Source organism: Selenomonas sp. ND2010, assembly GCF_000702005.1.
Taxonomy (GTDB): Bacteria; Bacillota; Negativicutes; order Selenomonadales; family Selenomonadaceae; genus Selenomonas_A.
Map to the genome: position 1 here is coordinate 1 of NZ_JNKI01000002.1, position 19,073 is coordinate 19,073.

Sequence of the window (19,073 nt, forward strand, 5' to 3'; positions counted from 1 at the left end):
CAAGCGAAGCGCGTTTAACTGTTTTCCAACTCTTAATTAAAAGGCAAAAATTTCTTGTAGCGGGTTGTCACCGGTGGAGCGTTGGTACTGGGGTCCCCGCCGCCGGCGATTTACCTCGAACATGAACTGGGTAATCCTTTTTTATATTCGAGTTTCGGACAGGAAAATATAAGGAAAAGTCGTAGGGATAAGAAGGTATCCGACTGTGTATAGGCGAATTTTGTTAGTAGGAAGTATGTGAAAAAGGTAATCGATTGCATAGCTACGCGGGGCTTGCTGATTAGTCAGCTGTTTGATGTGGCAAGATGGCGAAGGAGTGATAATAATGCTCCAGAAAAAATATGTATTTCAGACATTTGCTGGATTAGAAGAGATAATCGCAGAGATATTAACTAGTGAGGTTTATGATAAAGCATCCGGAGTCCTTTTGCAGCTTTATAATCCAAAGGTCAATATGGATGACACGAGAATTGTGGGGTATATCCATGCACACTGCGCAAAGGCTTGTCTGGTGGGAATTACCTGTGCGAATATCGCAGATGTGGAATTTGATATTCAGGATAATCCTGTGGAATTGAATGTCACCTATTTTCAAACGACACGATTATTTGCGTTTGATTTTGATATGGCGCAGCAAACCGGGTTTGTGGCTGGACGTATCCTGAATAATAAACTAGAAGATATTTATGATGCTCGCTGTATGCTGGTTTGTTATTCTTGCAGCAGCTCTGATATTAATGCGTTCATCACGGAATTCAGCCATCATAAATTGCCTGTTTTTGGGGCCAAGGCAGGACGCAGCATTCGGGCATTGAATATTGCTAAGGTATATGGGAAAACTGCCAATGCCAATGGAATAACCGCTATTATTTTTGCGGGGGATGACTTACGGCTCTATATGGATAACTGCCTGGGATTCAAGGAAATTGGCGTTGAGATGCTGGTAACCAAAATAGACAACGATAATATCATAACCGAGATTGATCACAAGCCAGCGACAGAGGTTTATTCGAAATATCTGAATGTGCGGCCCAATAAATACTTTGTGCATAATGTATGTGAATTTCCGTTGATTTTTCACCGGCAGGATTGCGTGATAGCCAGAGTTCCTTTTGCCTACGATTCAGCAGGAGCCATTCACCTTATTGCGGATGTGGAAAAAGGTGATACGTTTCGCTTATCTTATGGCAATCGGGACAATCTTTTTTACATTATTGACCAGTCGGTACAAAAAATGAAGGAATTTAAGCCGGAAGCCATTTTCCTATTTGAATGTGGGAATCGTGTCCGCTTTCTCAAAGCGCAGGCAAAACGCGAAACAGATCGTTATTGTGCGTTATCGCCGGATTTTTCGGTAGCGGTAGGTTATGCAGAGTTATTCTTTGCGGTAGCTGGCGGCGGAGTCCTAAATAGTGCACTGGTTGCTGTCGGGCTTACCGAAGATCCGTTGGTGCAGGACACGATTCGTGCCAACATTCGTTTTGCGGAAGAAGATAAGCGTGAAGAAGAGGAGCGGGATTATATTCCCTTTGTAGATCGGATCCTACATTTCCTCGAGACAACATCCTTGGAATTGGATCAACGGAACAAAGAATTAGGGAAAATTGCCTATACGGATCGGCTCACGCGTATCTATAACCGTTGGGAGCTTGAACATAAAATAAAAGAAATGATAAAACTCAGAACGGAAGACCATGCACCAATCTCGTTGATTTTTATGGATATTGATCATTTCAAGCAAGTTAATGACACTTATGGACATGATGTGGGGGATATGGTGCTGCGGGAGACAGTAGCGTTGATCAAAGAAAATCTGCAGCCTGCGCATGTTTTCGGCCGTTGGGGCGGAGAGGAATTTTTATATGCACTGCCAGATACTGAGTTGGAAGAGGCAAAAGCATTTGCAGAAATGCTGCGTAGGCAGGTTGAAGCAAATTGTTATGTGGTGGTGCGCCATGTAACGATGAGCTTTGGGGTTACGAGCATCATGGAAGCAGATGATATGGATTCCTTCGTCAAGCGGGCCGATGAGGCGCTTTATCAGGCAAAAGAAGGTGGCCGGAATCGTGTGGTGGGAAAAGCTGGCATCAGCAAAAAAACGATAACGAATGGTTCCTAACTTGCATGGAGGAAAGAAATGTTGACAGTATCGTTTCTTTGCCGTATGCTGTAAGCAGACAATTTCAACAGGTACCTGCTGCCACCGGGTAGCAGGAGAAGCGCCATTTTCTTATCGTTAGGTCTTGGAAGATAAGGAAGTGGCGTTTTTTATAGGGAGGAAGATTATATGTTTAGGAAAATGCGCAGATTCAAGCAGCAGCTTAGTGAGGAAGAATGCAGAAAAATCCTGCGGGAGCAGAAAAGGGGAGTATTATCTTTGCTTGGTGATGATGGTTATCCCTATGGCATTCCCATGAACCATTGGTTCTCAGAGACAGATGGCGTGATTTACTTTCATAGTGCCAAAGCGGGGCATAAGCTTGATGCCATCAAGGCCTGCGATAAGGTGAGTTTCTGTGTTCATGATGAAGGTTACAGGAATCCTGGCGAATGGGCGCTGAATATCAAAAGCGTGGTGGTCTTTGGCAGGATGAAGCTGGTGACAGATGAAGCGAAAGCCAGGGAAATCGGCACTGCTTTGGTGAAAAAATTTACCGATGATGAAGCCTATCTGGAAAAAGAGCTGAAGTATGCCTTGCCCCGAGTGCAGTGCTTGGCTTTAGTGCCGGAACATATGACCGGGAAGCTGGTCAATGAATCATAAGCATGTGTGGCCAAAAAAATGAAGAGGATTGTTGCAATGATTGCTGCAGCAGTCCTCTTCATTTTTTGACGGCGAATTTATTTCAAATTAGGGCACTTCTTGGCCATGAGTTCTTCGTAATGGGCAATTTTGTAGTCCAGCCGTTCCATGGTGGCCTTGAGCTGTTCGTACTGTTCCTGGAGGCGGGCACGCTGTTCCACCAGAATATCTTTGCGGGCTTCTTCGGTGCCTTCCTTGAAGTATAGGTCAACGTATTCAATCAAAGCCTCTACCTGTACACCGGCATTGCGCATGCATTTAGAAAACTCCACCCAGCCGCAGGCGGTCTCGTCAAAATCCCGGATGCCGTTTTCTTTGCGGGGCACATGGGGGATAAGGCCGATACGCTCGTAGTAGCGGATAGTATCCGCAGATAAATCGTATTTTTCGCTGACTTCCTTGATGGTCATGCATATCACCTCGCGCTTAAAGTTCGTCTATACAACTTCAGTTTAACACTTGGAGCGCACTCTAAGTCAAGGGAAAAATTTTTTTCATCAGGACAGAAAAAAGTTGCTTGACTTGAAGTTTGCTCCAAGGTGTATCGTTATAGCCATCCCAAAGACATTAGCGAAAAGGAGCGACTTTATGTACTTAGAAAAGATTAACAGCCCTGAAGATATCAAGGATTTCACTGCTCAGCAGCGCCAGGCATTGGCGGCAGAAATGCGTGAGGCCATGCTGAAGCGGGCCAGCGTCCATGGTGGTCACTTCGGCCCGGACTTTGGCATTGTGGACAAAATTATAGCCTGTTTGATACAATTATACGAAAACATAAAGACCTTGAAACCCTATGAAATAAGGGGCTTCGAGGTCTTTAGTACATTTTGGGGTATATATAAAAACGGTAGGTTGGTCCTGGAGAGGGGATGAGGAAGCATTGATTGAATCAAGGGGGTGCATAAGGTAAAAAGCAATCGTTTGTATATTATAAGGAAATCGTTTGTAGGGTATGCAAAATAGGCATGAAGCTAGTTACCTGGGCTAAGGGGGCTTTATGGGGGTGAGGATTTGTGGTATAATTCAAGCAAGAAATAGAGGAGTCACCATCCATGACACAAAGTCAAACGCCAGCAGGAGAACTGCTTGGTTTCAATAATCCCGCAGTATGATCTTGCTGCCAAGAATATCTTGTCGGAGCGCTCTGTAGCGGCATACCTTCTGAAAGGAACCGTGCCGGAGTTCAAGAACGTAGGTCTTAAAGAAATTGCCGAAAAGTGTATAGAAGGTGATATTCAGATCAGTAAGGTGCCGGTGAATCCTGGTAAGACGAATGCGGTGAAAAAGCCGAAGAAAATAAAGGGGCTTAAGAACGAGGCAGGGGACGTAACAGAGGGATGGATTACCTTTGACATCATCTTCCATGCCATTACCCCGGAAAGCGGCGAACGTATACGTCTCATAATTAACATAGAGACTCAGAAAACCTTCTCAGAATCAACGCTGAAGTATATTCTCATGAAAAGGGCTCTGTTCTACGGCAGCAGACTGATATCGTCACAGAAGGAAACAGAATTTAGTGGCTCGGACTACAGCGAGGTCAAGAAGGTATACACTATATGGATTTGCATGGAATCTCCTACAGACAAGAGTGTCATCAACCATTATCGTATGACAGAGCACCATCTAGTCGGCAAATACAAGGAACAACAGGCGAATTATGATCTGCTTAACATTGTGATGGTCTATCTAGCGCAAAGGCCGGTGCGGAACAGGATGTTGTCCATGTTGCAGTTGATATTTCAGGAAACAACGAAATCTGCTGAAGAGAAAAGTGAAATCCTCAGAAAGAAGTTTGATATTGAAGTTACCGCTGAGCTGGAAGAGGAGTTGAGAACGATGTGCAACTTGAGTGAAGGAATCTATGAACGTGGAGCAGAGAATAAAACCATTGAGATTATAAAAAATCTGTGGGAAAAGGGCATGGATGTTTAATTTATCAAGGATGTTACAAAGTGGACTGAAGAACGAATAATAAAAGTAGTCAAGAAAGATAAGAACTGATGAAATATGGCGCATGGTGTTATGCCGTGCGCTTTTCTGTAATTGTACAGTTTTTGGCTAACAGATATGTGCTGAAGTAGGCAGGAGGAAAAAACATTGAATAACCAATCCCGTGATACATTGGATAATAGTTTCCTTATTTTTTCTGCTAACATTCTTGCAGATACAAATCAAGGCCTAAGTGGGTCGAAAATAGTTGAATATTTTAATGGTTATGCTATTGATTATGGGAAAAATATTCCATTTGATGAGTATCCGTTTGATGCACCGAATAAACGAACAGCTTTTGTTGAAAACATTAAATGCTTTAATTCTAAAGAACAGTTCCAAATTATAAAGGACTTATGTGACCTCCCGTGTTTTATTATGAATGACGAAGTTAATACCTTACGAGGAAAACTATTTTTTAGATATGGAAATTTATCCACAGAGCGTTTAAGTGATACGGAATTTATTCAAAAAACAAAGCATTGGCTTGTTAATTATCCAGAGGCGTTAAAGCAGTATGAAAGTGCATTGAGTAAATATGAAGGTGGAATCTTCGAAAGGAATGCACTTGATGATATTCGCTTAGCTTTTGAATTGCTTGTGAAAAATCTACTTAATAATGATAAGAGTTTAGAGAATCAAATACCTGGTATTTGTATATATTTACACCAATTAGGAGCATCTAAAGAATTGATGAACATGATTCATCCAATCATCAAATACTATACTGATTTTCAAAATCATCATGTGAAACATAATGACTCTGTGAATAAGAATGAAATGGAATATGTGATAGAGTTAACAAGTGTTATCATGAAGTTCTTGGTTAAATCAAATAAAGGGGCGGATACTAATGGATATAATATAATTGCTGAATCCAACGGAAAGAGATAAAAAATGTTGTGATATTCCATGCGAATACACCACAAACTTGAGGGCGTATACGGTTTATCATATATTTCGAGGTAAGGAAAACATCCCTATAAACTACTTTGAAGTACATTTTGATGAAGAAACCTGTATTACAGATAATGAGTGTAGTGAATGAATATATAAATGATGATCTCTTTAGTATAATATCAAGCAATGTGTTCTGTTTGTAAGAAGCTATTTTTCTAATGTAAGATGTCATAAAAATGATTGTTAAAGATTTTTGAAATGTTAGCGAGGGATATAGTGGCTGGAAAAAAGATAAAACGGATGATGGTAATAGGCTATTCAAAAGTAAAAAAATTGAAAGCCATGAAATATCGTTATTTATCGAAGAGTATATTTGTGAATTGTAAAGGTGATAATGAGTCTTTCGAATTTATTAATTTTAGAGGTGCTCATTTTTCAAGGAGTTCATTTAATAAAACACTGTTTAAGAATTGTGATTTTTGGGGGACGACTTTCAAAAAATGCAAGTTTAAAAATGCTGTATTTATTGATTGTGTATTTCAAGGATGTAAATTTAAAAGTTGTGATTTTGTGGGAGCTGATTTGAAATATTCTGCAATTGTAAATACTAACCTAAAGGAATGCGAGGGGATAGAGATAGGAGAAACGACAGAGATACTTAATCGGTATCCTGAGAGGGAATACTCAGAAAATCTAATGAGTGTTCTTGAGTCCTTAAAAAGTAATAAATATTTGCTAAAGACAAAGGTTCTATGGATATCCAATAAAAAGCCAAACCATCTAAATCTATACTTATTACTAAGAAAAAATAATGAGGCTCAAATTATTGATTATCTCAAGTGCTTGACTGAGAAGGAGAAAAAAAGGCTAATAACGTATGGGTGTTGCAGTATTGGATTGCACAAGTTCAAAAAAAGTAGTATACTTAAATAGTCCTGCCCCACGCAATCGAGAGATTGCGATGCTTATGGTCTTGGCAACAAGGATCGGGGACTGTAACATGATGGCTAACATTCGAGGAGGGGTGTCTATGGTAGCAGATATTTCGACAGTAGTGAGTTTTACTTGTTTTATTGGTTTGAGACTGTTAACACTTAACTCCCCCGATTGTTTGGGGTAATGAAAATTGGCTTTGGCGAGAAAATATTGTCTTGGCGGAGTTTTTATGTTATATTGAGAAAGTTATAGATGTTGATTGTATTAAAGATATGGCAAATTGGTCTGAAGAATGAATAATGAAGGAAGCCAAGAAAGACAGTATTGATGGTATGTGACGCATGGTTTTAGATCATGCGTTATTTTTACGAGGCGAATGATTTGAAAGTAATAAATTTTTATGGCGGTGCTGGCATTGGCAAGAGCACTATTGCCGCAGATATTTTTCGAAGTTGAAACGCAAAGGCCACAAGACGGAGCTAGTGGGTGAATATGCCAAGTGGCTTTGGTGCCAGAATGTCACGGACATTGTGCAGGATCAGCTGTATCTCTTTGCTGAGCAGGTGCATCGACTGAAGACATTGGAACGATATGGTGTCGAGTATGCGGTCTGTGATTCTCCTTTGCTGTTGAACATCATCTACAACAACACGCCGGATGAACTCTTTGATCAGTTGGTGATGCACGAGCATGCCAAATTCGATAATGAGGAATACCTTCTGCGCCGCAATGATGAGTTTATCAGCATAGATGGGCGCAAGGAGACTAACCTGGAACGTGCCAAGGTAAAGGCTGAGGAAATCAAGGCAGTCTTGGAAGGCGCGGGGATTAGCTATACAATGATATCTCCGTGGGAAACAGATAAGGTACTACTGGATCTGAAGATGAAGTGAGGTTGTGGTGATGAAGGTATATTTTGCAGGCTCTATCCGTGGTGGAAGAAAAGATGCTGAACTTTACCGCAAATTGATAGCGGCCCTGAAAGAGAAGCATCAGGTGCTTACCGAGCATGTGGGTGACCTGAGCCTGTCCACGGTGGAAGACAAAGATGACAAGGCCATCTATGAACAGGATACGGCGTGGCTGCGAGAGTGTGATGTTGTGGTGACAGAATGGTACCCAGGTATCGCTGGGCGTAGGATATGAACTGGCCTATGCTGAAGCTCATGGCAAGGAAGTACATATTTTCTACTGCTCTAAAGAAACGCAGCTTTCGGCTATGCTGGCTGGAAATGAACGATTCCATATACATCGATATGCTGATGAAGCAGAGATACTGGCACTGGTGAGACATATCTGATGCGGATGCCTGATAGTAAAGCTGACGGAGCAAGTGGCCAGGAAATATAGCCTGTTTGTAACGCTTCTCTGCGACACCAACCTACAAGAAGTTTTATGAAAATTATCAGACAGATATTGATATCGAGAATATCATCATGTATAATATAGTTGAGCGAAAGCTCCGTGTAGCGGCATGTAAAAGCTGTACTGTGCTCAGGCAGGTTAAAGACTGAGACTTATAGATGTCCGTCAGGGCATTGAGCCCGTGCCGGGGAGATAAGGCGAGTCCGCGCCGGGGACTTAATATACCGGCGACAACAGGCACTCGCAAGGGTGCTGAGGCTGACAGCCAGCATAAAACCGCTTCATTGGAATCTTGTGGCACCAGACAGTCTGGTGCCTTTCTTTGTGTGTAGAGAATGGGGAGAGTATGGCACATGGCAATTTAGGCACACGTAGGCAGGCTGATCGCAGGCGTGTTGTCGAAACTATCAAGCAGGCGGCAAGGATTTATAAGGAACATCTGGTAGGTAAAACTTTTATGTATGTTTTCGATGGTCGTTACATCGAAGTGCTATACAAGGCCGCCAATTTTAAACATCTAACGGGGGTAGACTCTCCGTTGTCGGCTAAGGAATTCTATCGCTCAGCTGTGCGTAGGCAATTACAGGTTAATCAGATAGGCTTTACGGCTAGACATCCGTATGAACTTTGTTGCCGTAAACTTCAGCATTTGGAGGAAGTAGCAAATCTGGCCGGAGCAGAAAGTTTTCTGCTCGAGGAAATTACAACACAGACCCGTTCGTATAAATTTGGTACCACGGATTTGAAGTTCACGCTTTGTATGAATAAGGAGCAGGATGCGGATGGAAATGAAAAAGGTAACTGCTATATAGTGGAATCGCTCCGGGATGAAGATTGCTTTCAGAAGTCGAAGGATGTTTTTGCCGTATCACATATCTTTGTAAAGCCTAACGATGCCAAATTATATGGAGAGTTGCTGTTTCAAGACAAGAATGCTTCGGTTTTGCCGGAGTATGTGTTTGCACTCATGAATGAGGAGTTGCGTAGAACTATTGATTGTTAGGATATGGTTTTGCATCTGGTTCGGCACAGGAAGTTAAGGCTTGATAGATAAGGTTTCATGGTGGCAAGAATGGGGAGAAATTTTGCCATCTTCCGGCGGAAAACACAAACGAATATAATAAGAGCCCCCTGTTTCCTGGAATTTTAACGGAAAACAGGGGGCTTACTTTAGGTCTGGTTAATGTGGTCACGCATGTCAATGGCCAGCGCATCGAATTCAGCAGTGCTGAAGAACTCTCCCAGCGTAATGCCGAAACCATCGCAGAGTTTCTTTATGTTGACCGTGCCGGGGTTCTTGCTTTCGCCGAGAAGAATGCTCTTGATCGTGGCCTGGGGCACACCAGATATCTTGCTCATCTTGTTTGGCGTTACATTGCTCTCCCGGCAAAGCTGGCGGATGCGGTTGGCAATAACTTTTTGTGTGTCCATATGGTATACCTCGTATGATGATATTTACAGGCATTGTAGCACATGGCATAAATATTTTCAAGTGATACTTCACTAACAAGGAAGACTATGGTAATATAAGTGACTAATCACTATAACGAAATCAAGGATTCCTCTAAAATGAAAATGTCGTTAACTATTTAGCTAGATGGGGAGGAATTCTTATGGAGAACAATATTTATGGGTACATCCGGGTATCGACACTTGCGCAGAAGGATGACCGGCAGTGGCTTGCTATGGAAAACTTTGGCGTTCCCAGAGAATGCGTATTTGCTGATAAGCAAAGTGGCAAGGACTTCGACCGGCCTGCATACAACAGGCTGATAGCCCGATTGGAGCATGGCGATACCTTAGTGGTTAAAAGTCTTGACAGGCTTGGGCGTAATTATGATGAGATGATTGAGCAGCTGGATATTATTACCCGCAAGAAGGATGTTGCGTTGGTGGTGTTTGATCTGCCATTGGTAGACACACGGCAGAAGTATGTAAATGACATCACCAGTAAGCTGATTTCGAACTTGGTCATACAGATTTTTTCGTATGTGGCGCAGAAGGAACGGGAACTCAATATTCAGAGAACTGCCGAAAGCATAGCGGCAGCCAAGGCTCGTGGCGTACAGTTCGGCAGGAAGACGCTGTCAAGACCGGCAGAGTTCGAGGAAATACGCCGTCAGTGGTCTGCTGGTGTGATATCTGAGCGTGAAGCAGCACGCCTTCTAGGAGTATCTAGGCCTACCTTCCACAAATGGACACATGAATAAGTGGCAAAAAAGCCATGGCTTATTTGCCACCTAAAATTCACATTGTTCCAGCAGGAATTTTCCGCTTTTTGTCAAAAGATTACAATAATATTTAAGGAATCGCGAAATCAAGGATTCATCGGGTGGCAGAAATACCATGATATATCTGCCACTAATGAAGAGATCTGTATGGGAGGGATTGCAGTTATGGCAACGAAAAGAATTGAGTATATGTGTAGCCAGTGTGGCAAGAAGGAAATCAGATTTGTATCTATGGGTAAGCCCCAGCCGGGAAAGTGCCCGCGGAAGGGGAACGGGAAACCACATTCGTGGACGGTGAACAAAAAATTTGATACATAAAGCGTTAACCAGCGTAAAAAAATAGGCGTATCGGCTGTTGTCCGTTATGCCTTGTTTATTATGGAGGTATGGGAGGTTTAGAAAATGCAATCACAGGAAGATTTAAAAAAAGAGATCGGCAGATATGTGGATTCCGGAATGCCGATAATTTACATTGATACACTTGAGATAGGGATGTATAGAAATCTCATAGGAGAGGTGGCAAAGCGCAAGCATAGAGAGTGTGCGACTTGGAGCTTGCATGGTGGACTTCGCTCTGCGGATTTATCCATGAATAGTGATTTACTCACCGCTGTCCAGACTATTGAAAGCGATTTGGAGGGAAAGGTTTTTATCATTGAGGATATAAATAGTCAGCTGGAAAGGCCGGAAATAATTTCCCACCTGAGACACATCGCCGAGGAAATAGCTGTAGGCAATTTAGCTGAATGCAATTTGGTGATATTAGCACCGCTGCAGACCATTCCAAGGGAATTGGAACTGTATGTGACATTGATAAGTACCGGTTATCTTGATGGCGAACAGATAAAAGAGCGTGTGAGGGAGTTTTGTCAGGAGAATGACTGTACGGAACCAGTGCCGGACTTTATGGAAACATTGGCTACATCTTTGCGGGGGCTGACGGAAACGGAAATTGATAATATACTGGCACTGGCCATATCCGATGATGGTCGTCTGGATATGAGTGATATGCCCCTTATTCGCAAACAGAAGCAGCAGATGATAAAAAAATCTGGCATATTGGAAATGATAAATGTCAAGGAAACACTGGCAGATATCGGTGGTCTGGAAAACTTAAAAAATTGGTTGAGCAAGAAAGCAGATATTTATGCGCGGGTCAATGAAGCTAAAAAGTATGGGTTGGATATTCCAAAAGGCGTGCTTATCGCTGGTATGCCCGGCTGTGGCAAGTCGTTGGCGGCTAAGGCGGCTTCCAAAACCTTTGATATTCCCCTGCTCAGAATGGATATGGGGCGGCTTATGGGAAAATATGTAGGCGAGTCCGAAGGCAATATGAGGCGCGCCATTCATCTCACGGAGGCTAGTTCTCCCTGCGTCCTATGGATAGACGAACTTGAAAAAGCCTTTGCAGGTATTCAGTCCGGCGGCACCGGTTCGGAAGTCACAACTCGCTTATTCGGTAATTTCCTCACATGGATGCAGGAAAAGGATAGCATGGCGTTTGTGGTGGCCACTGCCAACGATATTTCCAAATTGCCGCCGGAGCTTATGCGTAAAGGAAGATTTGATGAGATTTTCTATGTGGATATGCCCAAGGATGAGGAACGTAAGAAAATATTGGAAATCCATATCAAGAAACGCCGTCCGCAGGATTTGGCAAATATTGACTTGCGGAAAGTGGTTGATGCAACGAAGGGCTACTGCGGTGCCGATATAGAAGGAATTGTGCGGGAAGCTATCGAGGAAGCTTTTGTGGCGAAAAAGGAACACTTGGAAACGGCAGATTTGCTGGCGACTATCGAGCGTACACATCCTATCTCGGAGACCATGAAAGATTCCTTGCAGGCCATGAAAAAGACCTACGAGAACAAGAAATTTGCCAACGCTTCTCTGGAAAGGGGCTGATGATATGGGCATAAATATCAAGGGATTTGGTCAGGAGGAAAAGACCGGACTTTTTTCAACGGCAAAGGATATGTTGTCTTCATGGTTGGGAAGGCCGAAGGAACAAAGTACGGGGGAATGGCTTTCCGACAAATTAGCAGAACATATCGGCGAGGGAGCAAAAGAAGTTGCTTCAACTCTTATGACGGGGATTGACAGCTTCAATGAAAATTTACGACAAGTAGAGGAAGCTTGTGCCGCCGGTAGCACCAAGGAGGAATGGTTGCAGGACAAGCTGAACGCCATGCCTGCCGATAGCGAACAGTCCAAGGGTGAATACTTGTCGGCTGTCAATAAAGCTCTAGCTATCGGCAATACCGCCGCGCAAAAAATCCTTCATGCGCCGGGTGAAGTTATCGAGATAAAGGAAAGTTACGAGAATGTTGTCGGTGAAGAAAAAGACTGGAATGAGTTGTCATTAAAGGCCATAGCAAAAAATCTGACAGAGCAAGTCGTTTTGTCCGGGATCGGCGGCGGGGCATTAGCCGCAAACTGTGATCGTGTGGAAAGTGATGGGGAATCGTTGGCAGAGGGAGTAGACCCCACCGTAGAACCTGTAGGCTCCACGGTGGATGTAGGTTTTAAGGCTGTTGCCGCCGGTGCTTTGAAAGTGGCGAGTGACAAAGGGATTATTCCCTTCTTGACCAAGAAAACGCCGCTATCGGTAATATCAACCATAGCCTGCTGGGGCATGGAGAGCATTCGAACGGTAGGACAGGTATTTCGGGGGCAGACAAGTGTGGCAAAAGCCGTAGAACGCATGGGCAGGGTTTCCTCAGCGGCTATCGGTGAATTATGCACGACTGGCGTTGCTGCAAAATTTTTGGCGGCAATTCCCATTGTCGGTCCTGTGGTGGGGGTGGCTGTTGGTGAATCTATAACCAAGAAGGCTAACCATAAAGTTACCCAGATGGTATATGAAGGTTTTAAGAAAATCCAACCTGTAGTTACGAAAGTGGCGGAAACTGCCTATAAGGCCGTCAACAAGGTTGTGGAAAGCGTAAAGAATATCGGGAATAAGGTTCTGGAATTTTTCGGGTTATAAGGTGGAGGAATGGGAAATGGCGAGACAGGTTAGATTTGCTCTGTACTTGAAGGATGAGCATGAGGTGCGTAACAGTATAGAAGAGATAAGGGAATACTTTGATTACGGCAAGGTCGTAGCCTATGTTATAGACGGACGCTTGCAAAGCTGGCTGTCTCGCCGTGGCTATGATGAAGAAGCTGATGCAATCGGCAAGCTAAATGTAGAAGATGGTAATTTTAAAGAGCAACTTTTTGCCATACTAGGGGTAGATGCTGAGGCCACCGATGAAGATGAAAGCGTTGTGGATGCAAAATTGGTAGCGCGGCTGGAATATGTGAAACAATATACCGCTGATGTAAATGTACTGCAGAACATTGCTAAGGTGGCAACTAATCAAAAAGAATTGCTAGAGTTAGTAAAAAATAATGAGCCGGAAATATACTTGTGTAGAGGCGAATATGTTATTCCTTTAGTGGCAGAAAATGTAAAATATATCGGCATTGCTGGACCTACGGCGATAATTAGAAGTAGCAAGCCGGTAAATTTCACAGAGAGTAATATTATCTTTGAAAATGTCAATTTCAATGATGAATATCTGAGATTGTGCGAAGAGGCAGTGGCGAAAGAAGAAAATAATATTAGTGATGAAGATAAGTCAGTAGACATATTTATAGAAGCACTTGAGTATTATGAAGAGGATGATGGTAAATATATAGAGCTAATGGAAAAATCTGCAGAATTAGGTAATGCAGAGGCAATGTTTAGAATTGGTTTTTATTGTGAGGATAAGGAAAATTTTACAGAGGCGAAAAGATGGTATAACAAAGCGATTAAGAACGGATACGATACAGGCCTGATTAGAATGGGGCATATTTGTTGTAATGAAGAAGAATATACCAATGCAGAAAAATACTATAAGAGAGCAGCTGAAAAAGGCGATGCCTATGGAATGTATTACTTGGGATATTTTTACGAATATTACCAATATGATGAAAAGAAGGGGTTGAAGTGGTATAGAAAAGCTGCTGATGCAGGTCATGAAGACGGTATGATTAGAATGGGGCGATACGAAAGAGAACATAAGCACTATAAAGAGGCTCTGGCGTGGTTTACAAAAGTAATTGATAATAATCGTGATAATGGAGAAGCATTAAATCAAATAGGACTTATGTACGGTAATGGCGAGGGTGTGAAAAATGATGCCCAAATTGCTTTTTCCTATTATGAAAAATCGGCTCAATCAGGTTATGATTGGGGGATGTACAATTTAGCACAATGTTATGAAAATGGAGATGGGGTTATTAAGAACTGGGATAAGGCATCAGAATGGTATGAAAAATCAGCGGAAGCAGGAAATGAAGAGGCAATAAATAGATTGTCTGAAAATACTGTAACTCATCACAAGTCAACAACTGATCTAAGAAAAACGGATATAATTGCTGAACTTTTGGGCGTGCTAATTAATGGGAAATTAAAAAATGGAACTTTTTTGTGGAAAACAGACGGCGATGAAGAGATAAAAAGATACAACTTTCCTTATCAAAAATGGCGTGATGAAGCAGTTAGAAAATTTTTTGAGCATTACAAAGGAAGCAGTGACTGTGTGATTGGTGGACTGAGAGAAACTAATATACTTACTTCTGATGAATATTTAATTTTCAAAGATTATTGTTTGATTATTAGAGATTATAGTGGAAAAATCATACAAATAAAGTATTGCGATATAGAAAATGTAAGTATTGAAGGCGAATATAATAACAAATTGATGTACAAAACTAAGGGCGGAGATAAAAGAGAACTGGAAGGAAATAGGTCTTACTTATGGAAAGAATATGCCGGATTGTATGGTATTAGACTATTTCTTCTAGTGATGGCAAAAATTTGTGGCGATTGTAAATATCAATTCAATGATGATGAAAGAATGCGTCTTTCAAAGATGAGATTAGAAACTTTGGATGGGGATTCTGTTTTAGAGTATTTGTAAAAATGTATAAGATATGATAACGGCGGTGATTTACATGGCCAGAAAAATAAGATTTGGTTTAGAATTAAAGGATGGCTATAGAGCTTCTGATAACATTGATGAGATACGCGATCATTTTGACTATGCTAAAATTGTAGAATATTTTCTGAATGGTAAGTTAGAAAAATGGTTGGATGACCGTCATTATGAAGCGGAAGTGATTGCATTAAGTTTTTTGAAGCCAGATGCTCCTGATTTCAAGGAAAAATTGTGTTATATTTTTAAGGTTGACAGTAAAAGTATTGACGCAGATAAAATAATGATTGAAGATGAGATAACAATAAAGAAACGGGAGTTTATAAGACAATACACCAGCGATGAAGACGTGTTAGGGAATATAGAAAGTGTGGCAACTACCCAGGAAGAACTAGAGATGCTTTATAAACGGAAAAATAAGGTGATATATTTATGTGGTAGAGATTTATCTATATCACCAAAATACGAAAATGTAAAATATGTAGGACTAGGGAATGTAACGGTTAAAATTGAATGTGAAACGAAAATAAATTTTGACAAAATGAATATAAAATTCAGCAATGTAAAAATTGATAAAACATACTTAATTCTTCCAGAGATAGTGGAAATAAATTTAACTAGTGTAACAGAGAAAAAACCAAGCGTAGAAGTTATTGAGGAATTGTTTTCTAAAATTGTGAATATACACAGAGATAATAATGATAACATATTAAAGAATTATGAAGAGATTAATGATTTGATTACCAAAAATGAAGAAACGATAATTTTTTTACATGAATCAAAAAGTCGTAAAGGTGAACACTGGAATAAATTATTTGTTATAACAAATAATTCTGTATATATGAGAGATTGCACAAGCGGTAGTAAAAGAATTTTATATGATGATATAAGACTGGTAGATCGTGATTTGCATATTTATTATGGAAAAGAGGCAATGAAAAGTGTTGATGATTCATTGATTGCGAGGAAAAATAAAAGTAAGGTAAGCTTGTTTTTAAATGTTATGGCGGAAATTTGTTCAGGGACATATTTTAAACTAACGGCCGATGAAAAGAATATATTGAAAGGAGTTTACCTTGATAGCACCAATTGCACGGTTTTGGATTTGATAAAATGATAAGAGGAATAACAATGGCGAGAAAAGTTAAATTTGCATTGATTCTAAAGGATGGATATGAAGCTCGAAATAACATTGATGAGATAATAAAGTATTGGGATTATAACAGAATAATTCATTATTTTATGGATGGAAGATTAGTAAAGTGGTTGAAAGATAGAAATTATGAAACTGAAGCAAATACTCTGCTTGCGATAGATATATCTATGAATGATTTTAGAAATAGAATTTATTCAGTGTTTAATATTGAAATTCCAAATTTAGATAGTGAAAAAGAAGATGGTGAAATACTTCAGCTAGCATTGATTTGCAAGGATAACGATAGAAAAAAATACATTTCATTATTAATGAAGGCAGCCGAATACCAAAATCCTGTCGCTTTACGATTGATTGGAGAATATTATACCGAAGGTAGTGATTACAATTATGATATTGCGAAAGAATGGCTCGAAAAGGCTATTATTGCTGGTGATGTAGAAAGTTTGATTATCTTAGGTGCAATTTATTATTATTATTATGAAAATCCAATAAAGGCAAAAGAATACTATAAGATTGCTGCAGATAAAGGAAATGCAGAAGGCATGTATGGCCTTGGAAAAGTTTATAGTGAATTTGAAAATAATAAGGAAAAGGCTCTGTATTGGTACAAAGAGGCTGCAAAAGGCGGTGATGCCGATGCTATGTTAGAATTGGGCGTTCATTATCTTAATGAAGATAGATTTGATGATGCTATAATATGGTTTAGTAGGTCGGCTATGAGTGAAAATGCAGAGGCGCAAAATAAAATGGGAGAAATGTTCTTTCAAGGACTGGGAAGAGATGTAGATTTAGATATGGCTTTAACTTGGTTTGAAAAGTCAGCAAATGGTGGCAGTGCTGAAGGAATGTATAATTTAGCTCAATGCTATGATTATGGTTATGACGTAAAAAGAGATAAAGAAAAAGCTGATTACTGGTATGAGAAAGCACATGAAAATGGTATTGATGATGTTGAATGGTTTATAGAATCGACTAAACCAATATATGATGAAGAATAATGAATGGTTGTAAGTTAATACCGAAAAACGAAAATAATTTTTGCAAATTATCGTGGAGGTAATCTTATGTCTAGAAAAATTAGATTTGGTTTGGAATTAAAAGATGGATATAAGGCTTCTGATAGTATCGAAGAAATTCGTGAGCATTTTGACTATGCTAAGCTGGTGGAATATTTTTTGAATGGTAAGTTAAAACAATGGCTAGAGGATCGGCACTATGAAACAGAGGCTAGTGAATTGAGTGCTTTGAAGCCGGATGCCGCTGATTTCAAGGAAAAGCTTTGCTATATTTTTAAGGTTGATAGTAAAAGTGTTACTGTAGATAAAATAATTGTTGATGATATGGAAAAGATAAAGAAAAGGGATTTGGTAAGACAATATACCAGTGATGAGGATGTGCTAAATAATATAGAAACTGTAGCAACTACGCAGGAAGAGTTGGAAAATCTTTGCAAGCAGAAAAGTAAAGTAATATACTTATGTGGCAAAGATTTATCCATATCCCCAGAATATGAAAATGTAACGTATGTTGGTTTGGGAAATGTAACAGTGAGTGTTGATAGTGACTGTGAAGTGAATTTTACTGAAAAAAATATTATGTTTATTAATATAGGCTTTGGTGATAAGTATATTAATTTATGTAAGAATTTATCGATTGAATATGAAGATAATGATGATAATTATAGTGATGTTGGGAAAAAAGATGATAAAGTTGATTATAATTTAGTTATTGCAGAAATGTTAGCTTGTTTTGTAAATGGGAAAATGAAGAATGGTGATAGTATTAGTGATGTAGATATAAGACCTTGTACTGGCGAAATACCTTATGATAATTTACGGGATATATCTTCTTACAAATCAATAGATAGTGCATTCTTCAGGGAGTTTAAGGAAGAAATAATAGAAAACAATGATAAAGTAATGTTTTTTCAGCTAGTGCAAAGAAAAATACTGATTATAACACTTCAAGCTATTAGACTTATCGATACTGTTAATTGGAGGATGGATAAATGTGAATTTTCCGATATAAAAGAAGTGATAGAGCGATCAAGCGGTAGAATAGATGTATACGGAGAAAAAGGGAGTATTTACTTAGAAAAGGGATTTGTTATATATACTGGATTGAAGCCATACCTATTAAGACTGTTTATACTGGTTATGGGTAATTTGTGCTCCAACTTAAAGTACGGGTTTACTGAAAGTGAACGTTCACTACTAAAAAATATATATTTGGAACAATATCAAGGCAATATTATTGATTTACTAGAAAATGAAACTTAGGAGGCTGTCAATGAAAGTCCGCTATATCAATATTGAAAATGCGCTCAAGAAGATGGAGGAAATTCACCAGCAGGTCGCCCCCTACGATGAATTTGAAAAGAAACTGTATAACGATGTAATAGAGGTGGGCGGGTTGCTAGTTGATGCTTATGGTGCAATAGGTATCCCTAAAAAGGAAATGGAAGGAGAATTACGTAAGCTATTGGATATTTACTTTGAAGCGGCGGAGCAATTCAAGAGAAAGCAGGAGTAACAATGGAGCAATTCAGCTTGAATAGCAAAATGCGTAAGTGTGCTTTTTGTAAATATTGGTATGACCCCAATAATACATGTATATGCCATAAAGCGCCTAATATCGGTATTTGGGAGTATGATACTAAAGCAAAGAGAATGTGTCTTAATCGTAATACGGAAACTGAAGGATTCTTTGGTTGTACTAAA

General features: G+C 40.1%; 19 protein-coding genes and 1 pseudogene. 18 read left to right on the forward strand and 2 right to left on the reverse strand.

The genetic code is table 11. The features are described 5' to 3' along the window. The first annotated feature begins 325 nt into the window (after window positions 1-325). Window positions 326-2,119 carry a sensor domain-containing diguanylate cyclase gene (locus tag T504_RS0101540; protein ID WP_033169313.1) on the forward strand — a complete coding sequence of 598 codons (1,794 nt, stop codon included), beginning with the start codon at window positions 326-328 and terminating at the stop codon, window positions 2,117-2,119. Window positions 2,120-2,287: 168 nt separating this feature from the next. After that, entirely contained in the window at window positions 2,288-2,764 is a 477-nt protein-coding gene (locus tag T504_RS0101545; RefSeq protein ID WP_033169314.1) for a pyridoxamine 5'-phosphate oxidase family protein, read from the forward strand. Window positions 2,765-2,841: 77 nt separating this feature from the next. On the opposite strand, the gene T504_RS0101550 is transcribed toward T504_RS0101545, so the two are convergent. Then, on the reverse strand, window positions 2,842-3,213 hold the full coding sequence (locus tag T504_RS0101550; protein ID WP_033169315.1) for a MerR family transcriptional regulator: 372 nt from the start codon (window positions 3,211-3,213) through the stop codon (window positions 2,842-2,844). Between the two features lie 178 nt (window positions 3,214-3,391). On the opposite strand from T504_RS0101550, the pseudogene T504_RS15055 reads away from it, so the two are divergent. The 8 genes and pseudogenes from T504_RS15055 to T504_RS0101585 form a co-directional block, all read left to right on the forward strand. After that, window positions 3,392-3,553: pseudogene (locus tag T504_RS15055) on the forward strand (1-deoxy-D-xylulose-5-phosphate synthase N-terminal domain-containing protein); the annotation flags it as partial. Between the two features lie 336 nt (window positions 3,554-3,889). After that, the gene (locus T504_RS13555) at window positions 3,890-4,738 is read left to right on the forward strand and encodes a PD-(D/E)XK nuclease family transposase (protein ID WP_072022686.1); all 849 of its coding nucleotides are present in this window, start codon (window positions 3,890-3,892) and stop codon (window positions 4,736-4,738) included. 165 nt (window positions 4,739-4,903) lie between these two features. After that, window positions 4,904-5,689, forward strand: coding sequence for a hypothetical protein (locus tag T504_RS0101565; RefSeq protein WP_051635135.1), 786 nt, complete (start codon window positions 4,904-4,906; stop codon window positions 5,687-5,689). A gap of 282 nt (window positions 5,690-5,971) precedes the next feature. Next, on the forward strand, window positions 5,972-6,628 hold the full coding sequence (locus T504_RS0101570; RefSeq protein ID WP_197018658.1) for a pentapeptide repeat-containing protein: 657 nt from the start codon (window positions 5,972-5,974) through the stop codon (window positions 6,626-6,628). A gap of 357 nt (window positions 6,629-6,985) precedes the next feature. Further along, window positions 6,986-7,087, forward strand: a complete 102-nt coding sequence (locus T504_RS15060) for an NB-ARC domain-containing protein (protein ID WP_369793595.1) — start codon at window positions 6,986-6,988, stop codon at window positions 7,085-7,087. Window positions 7,088-7,113: 26 nt separating this feature from the next. After that, on the forward strand, window positions 7,114-7,524 hold the full coding sequence (locus tag T504_RS13560; protein WP_231473841.1) for a hypothetical protein: 411 nt from the start codon (window positions 7,114-7,116) through the stop codon (window positions 7,522-7,524). A gap of 10 nt (window positions 7,525-7,534) precedes the next feature. Continuing rightward, window positions 7,535-7,777, forward strand: a complete 243-nt coding sequence (locus T504_RS14720) for a nucleoside 2-deoxyribosyltransferase (protein ID WP_197018659.1) — start codon at window positions 7,535-7,537, stop codon at window positions 7,775-7,777. A gap of 565 nt (window positions 7,778-8,342) precedes the next feature. Further along, window positions 8,343-8,999: a PBECR4 domain-containing protein gene (locus T504_RS0101585; RefSeq protein WP_033169318.1), complete on the forward strand. Its 657-nt coding sequence runs from the start codon at window positions 8,343-8,345 to the stop codon at window positions 8,997-8,999. A gap of 167 nt (window positions 9,000-9,166) precedes the next feature. Here T504_RS0101585 and T504_RS0101590 read toward each other — a convergent pair whose 3' ends face one another. Further along, a complete protein-coding gene (locus T504_RS0101590) occupies window positions 9,167-9,427 on the reverse strand; it encodes a helix-turn-helix domain-containing protein (RefSeq protein ID WP_033169319.1) in 261 nt (86 codons plus the stop codon). A 182-nt stretch (window positions 9,428-9,609) separates the two neighbouring features. Here T504_RS0101590 and T504_RS0101595 point away from each other — a divergent pair, with 182 nt between their 5' ends. The 8 genes from T504_RS0101595 (at window position 9,610) to T504_RS0101635 (ending at window position 18,885) form a co-directional block, all read left to right on the forward strand. Then, window positions 9,610-10,206, forward strand: a complete 597-nt coding sequence (locus T504_RS0101595) for a recombinase family protein (protein WP_033169320.1) — start codon at window positions 9,610-9,612, stop codon at window positions 10,204-10,206. 423 nt (window positions 10,207-10,629) lie between these two features. Continuing rightward, on the forward strand, window positions 10,630-12,132 hold the full coding sequence (locus tag T504_RS0101605; protein WP_051635136.1) for an AAA family ATPase: 1,503 nt from the start codon (window positions 10,630-10,632) through the stop codon (window positions 12,130-12,132). 4 nt (window positions 12,133-12,136) lie between these two features. Further along, window positions 12,137-13,216, forward strand: a complete 1,080-nt coding sequence (locus T504_RS0101610; RefSeq protein WP_033169322.1) for a hypothetical protein — start codon at window positions 12,137-12,139, stop codon at window positions 13,214-13,216. 16 nt (window positions 13,217-13,232) lie between these two features. After that, window positions 13,233-15,182 carry a tetratricopeptide repeat protein gene (locus tag T504_RS0101615; RefSeq protein ID WP_033169323.1) on the forward strand — a complete coding sequence of 650 codons (1,950 nt, stop codon included), beginning with the start codon at window positions 13,233-13,235 and terminating at the stop codon, window positions 15,180-15,182. 13 nt (window positions 15,183-15,195) lie between these two features. Continuing rightward, a complete protein-coding gene (locus T504_RS0101620) occupies window positions 15,196-16,314 on the forward strand; it encodes a hypothetical protein (protein ID WP_033169324.1) in 1,119 nt (372 codons plus the stop codon). 14 nt (window positions 16,315-16,328) lie between these two features. Beyond that, window positions 16,329-17,351 carry a tetratricopeptide repeat protein gene (locus tag T504_RS0101625; protein ID WP_033169325.1) on the forward strand — a complete coding sequence of 341 codons (1,023 nt, stop codon included), beginning with the start codon at window positions 16,329-16,331 and terminating at the stop codon, window positions 17,349-17,351. A gap of 66 nt (window positions 17,352-17,417) precedes the next feature. Next, a complete protein-coding gene (locus tag T504_RS0101630; RefSeq protein WP_033169326.1) occupies window positions 17,418-18,632 on the forward strand; it encodes a hypothetical protein in 1,215 nt (404 codons plus the stop codon). A 10-nt stretch (window positions 18,633-18,642) separates the two neighbouring features. After that, on the forward strand, window positions 18,643-18,885 hold the full coding sequence (locus T504_RS0101635; RefSeq protein ID WP_033169327.1) for a hypothetical protein: 243 nt from the start codon (window positions 18,643-18,645) through the stop codon (window positions 18,883-18,885). Window positions 18,886-19,073 lie beyond the last annotated feature (188 nt).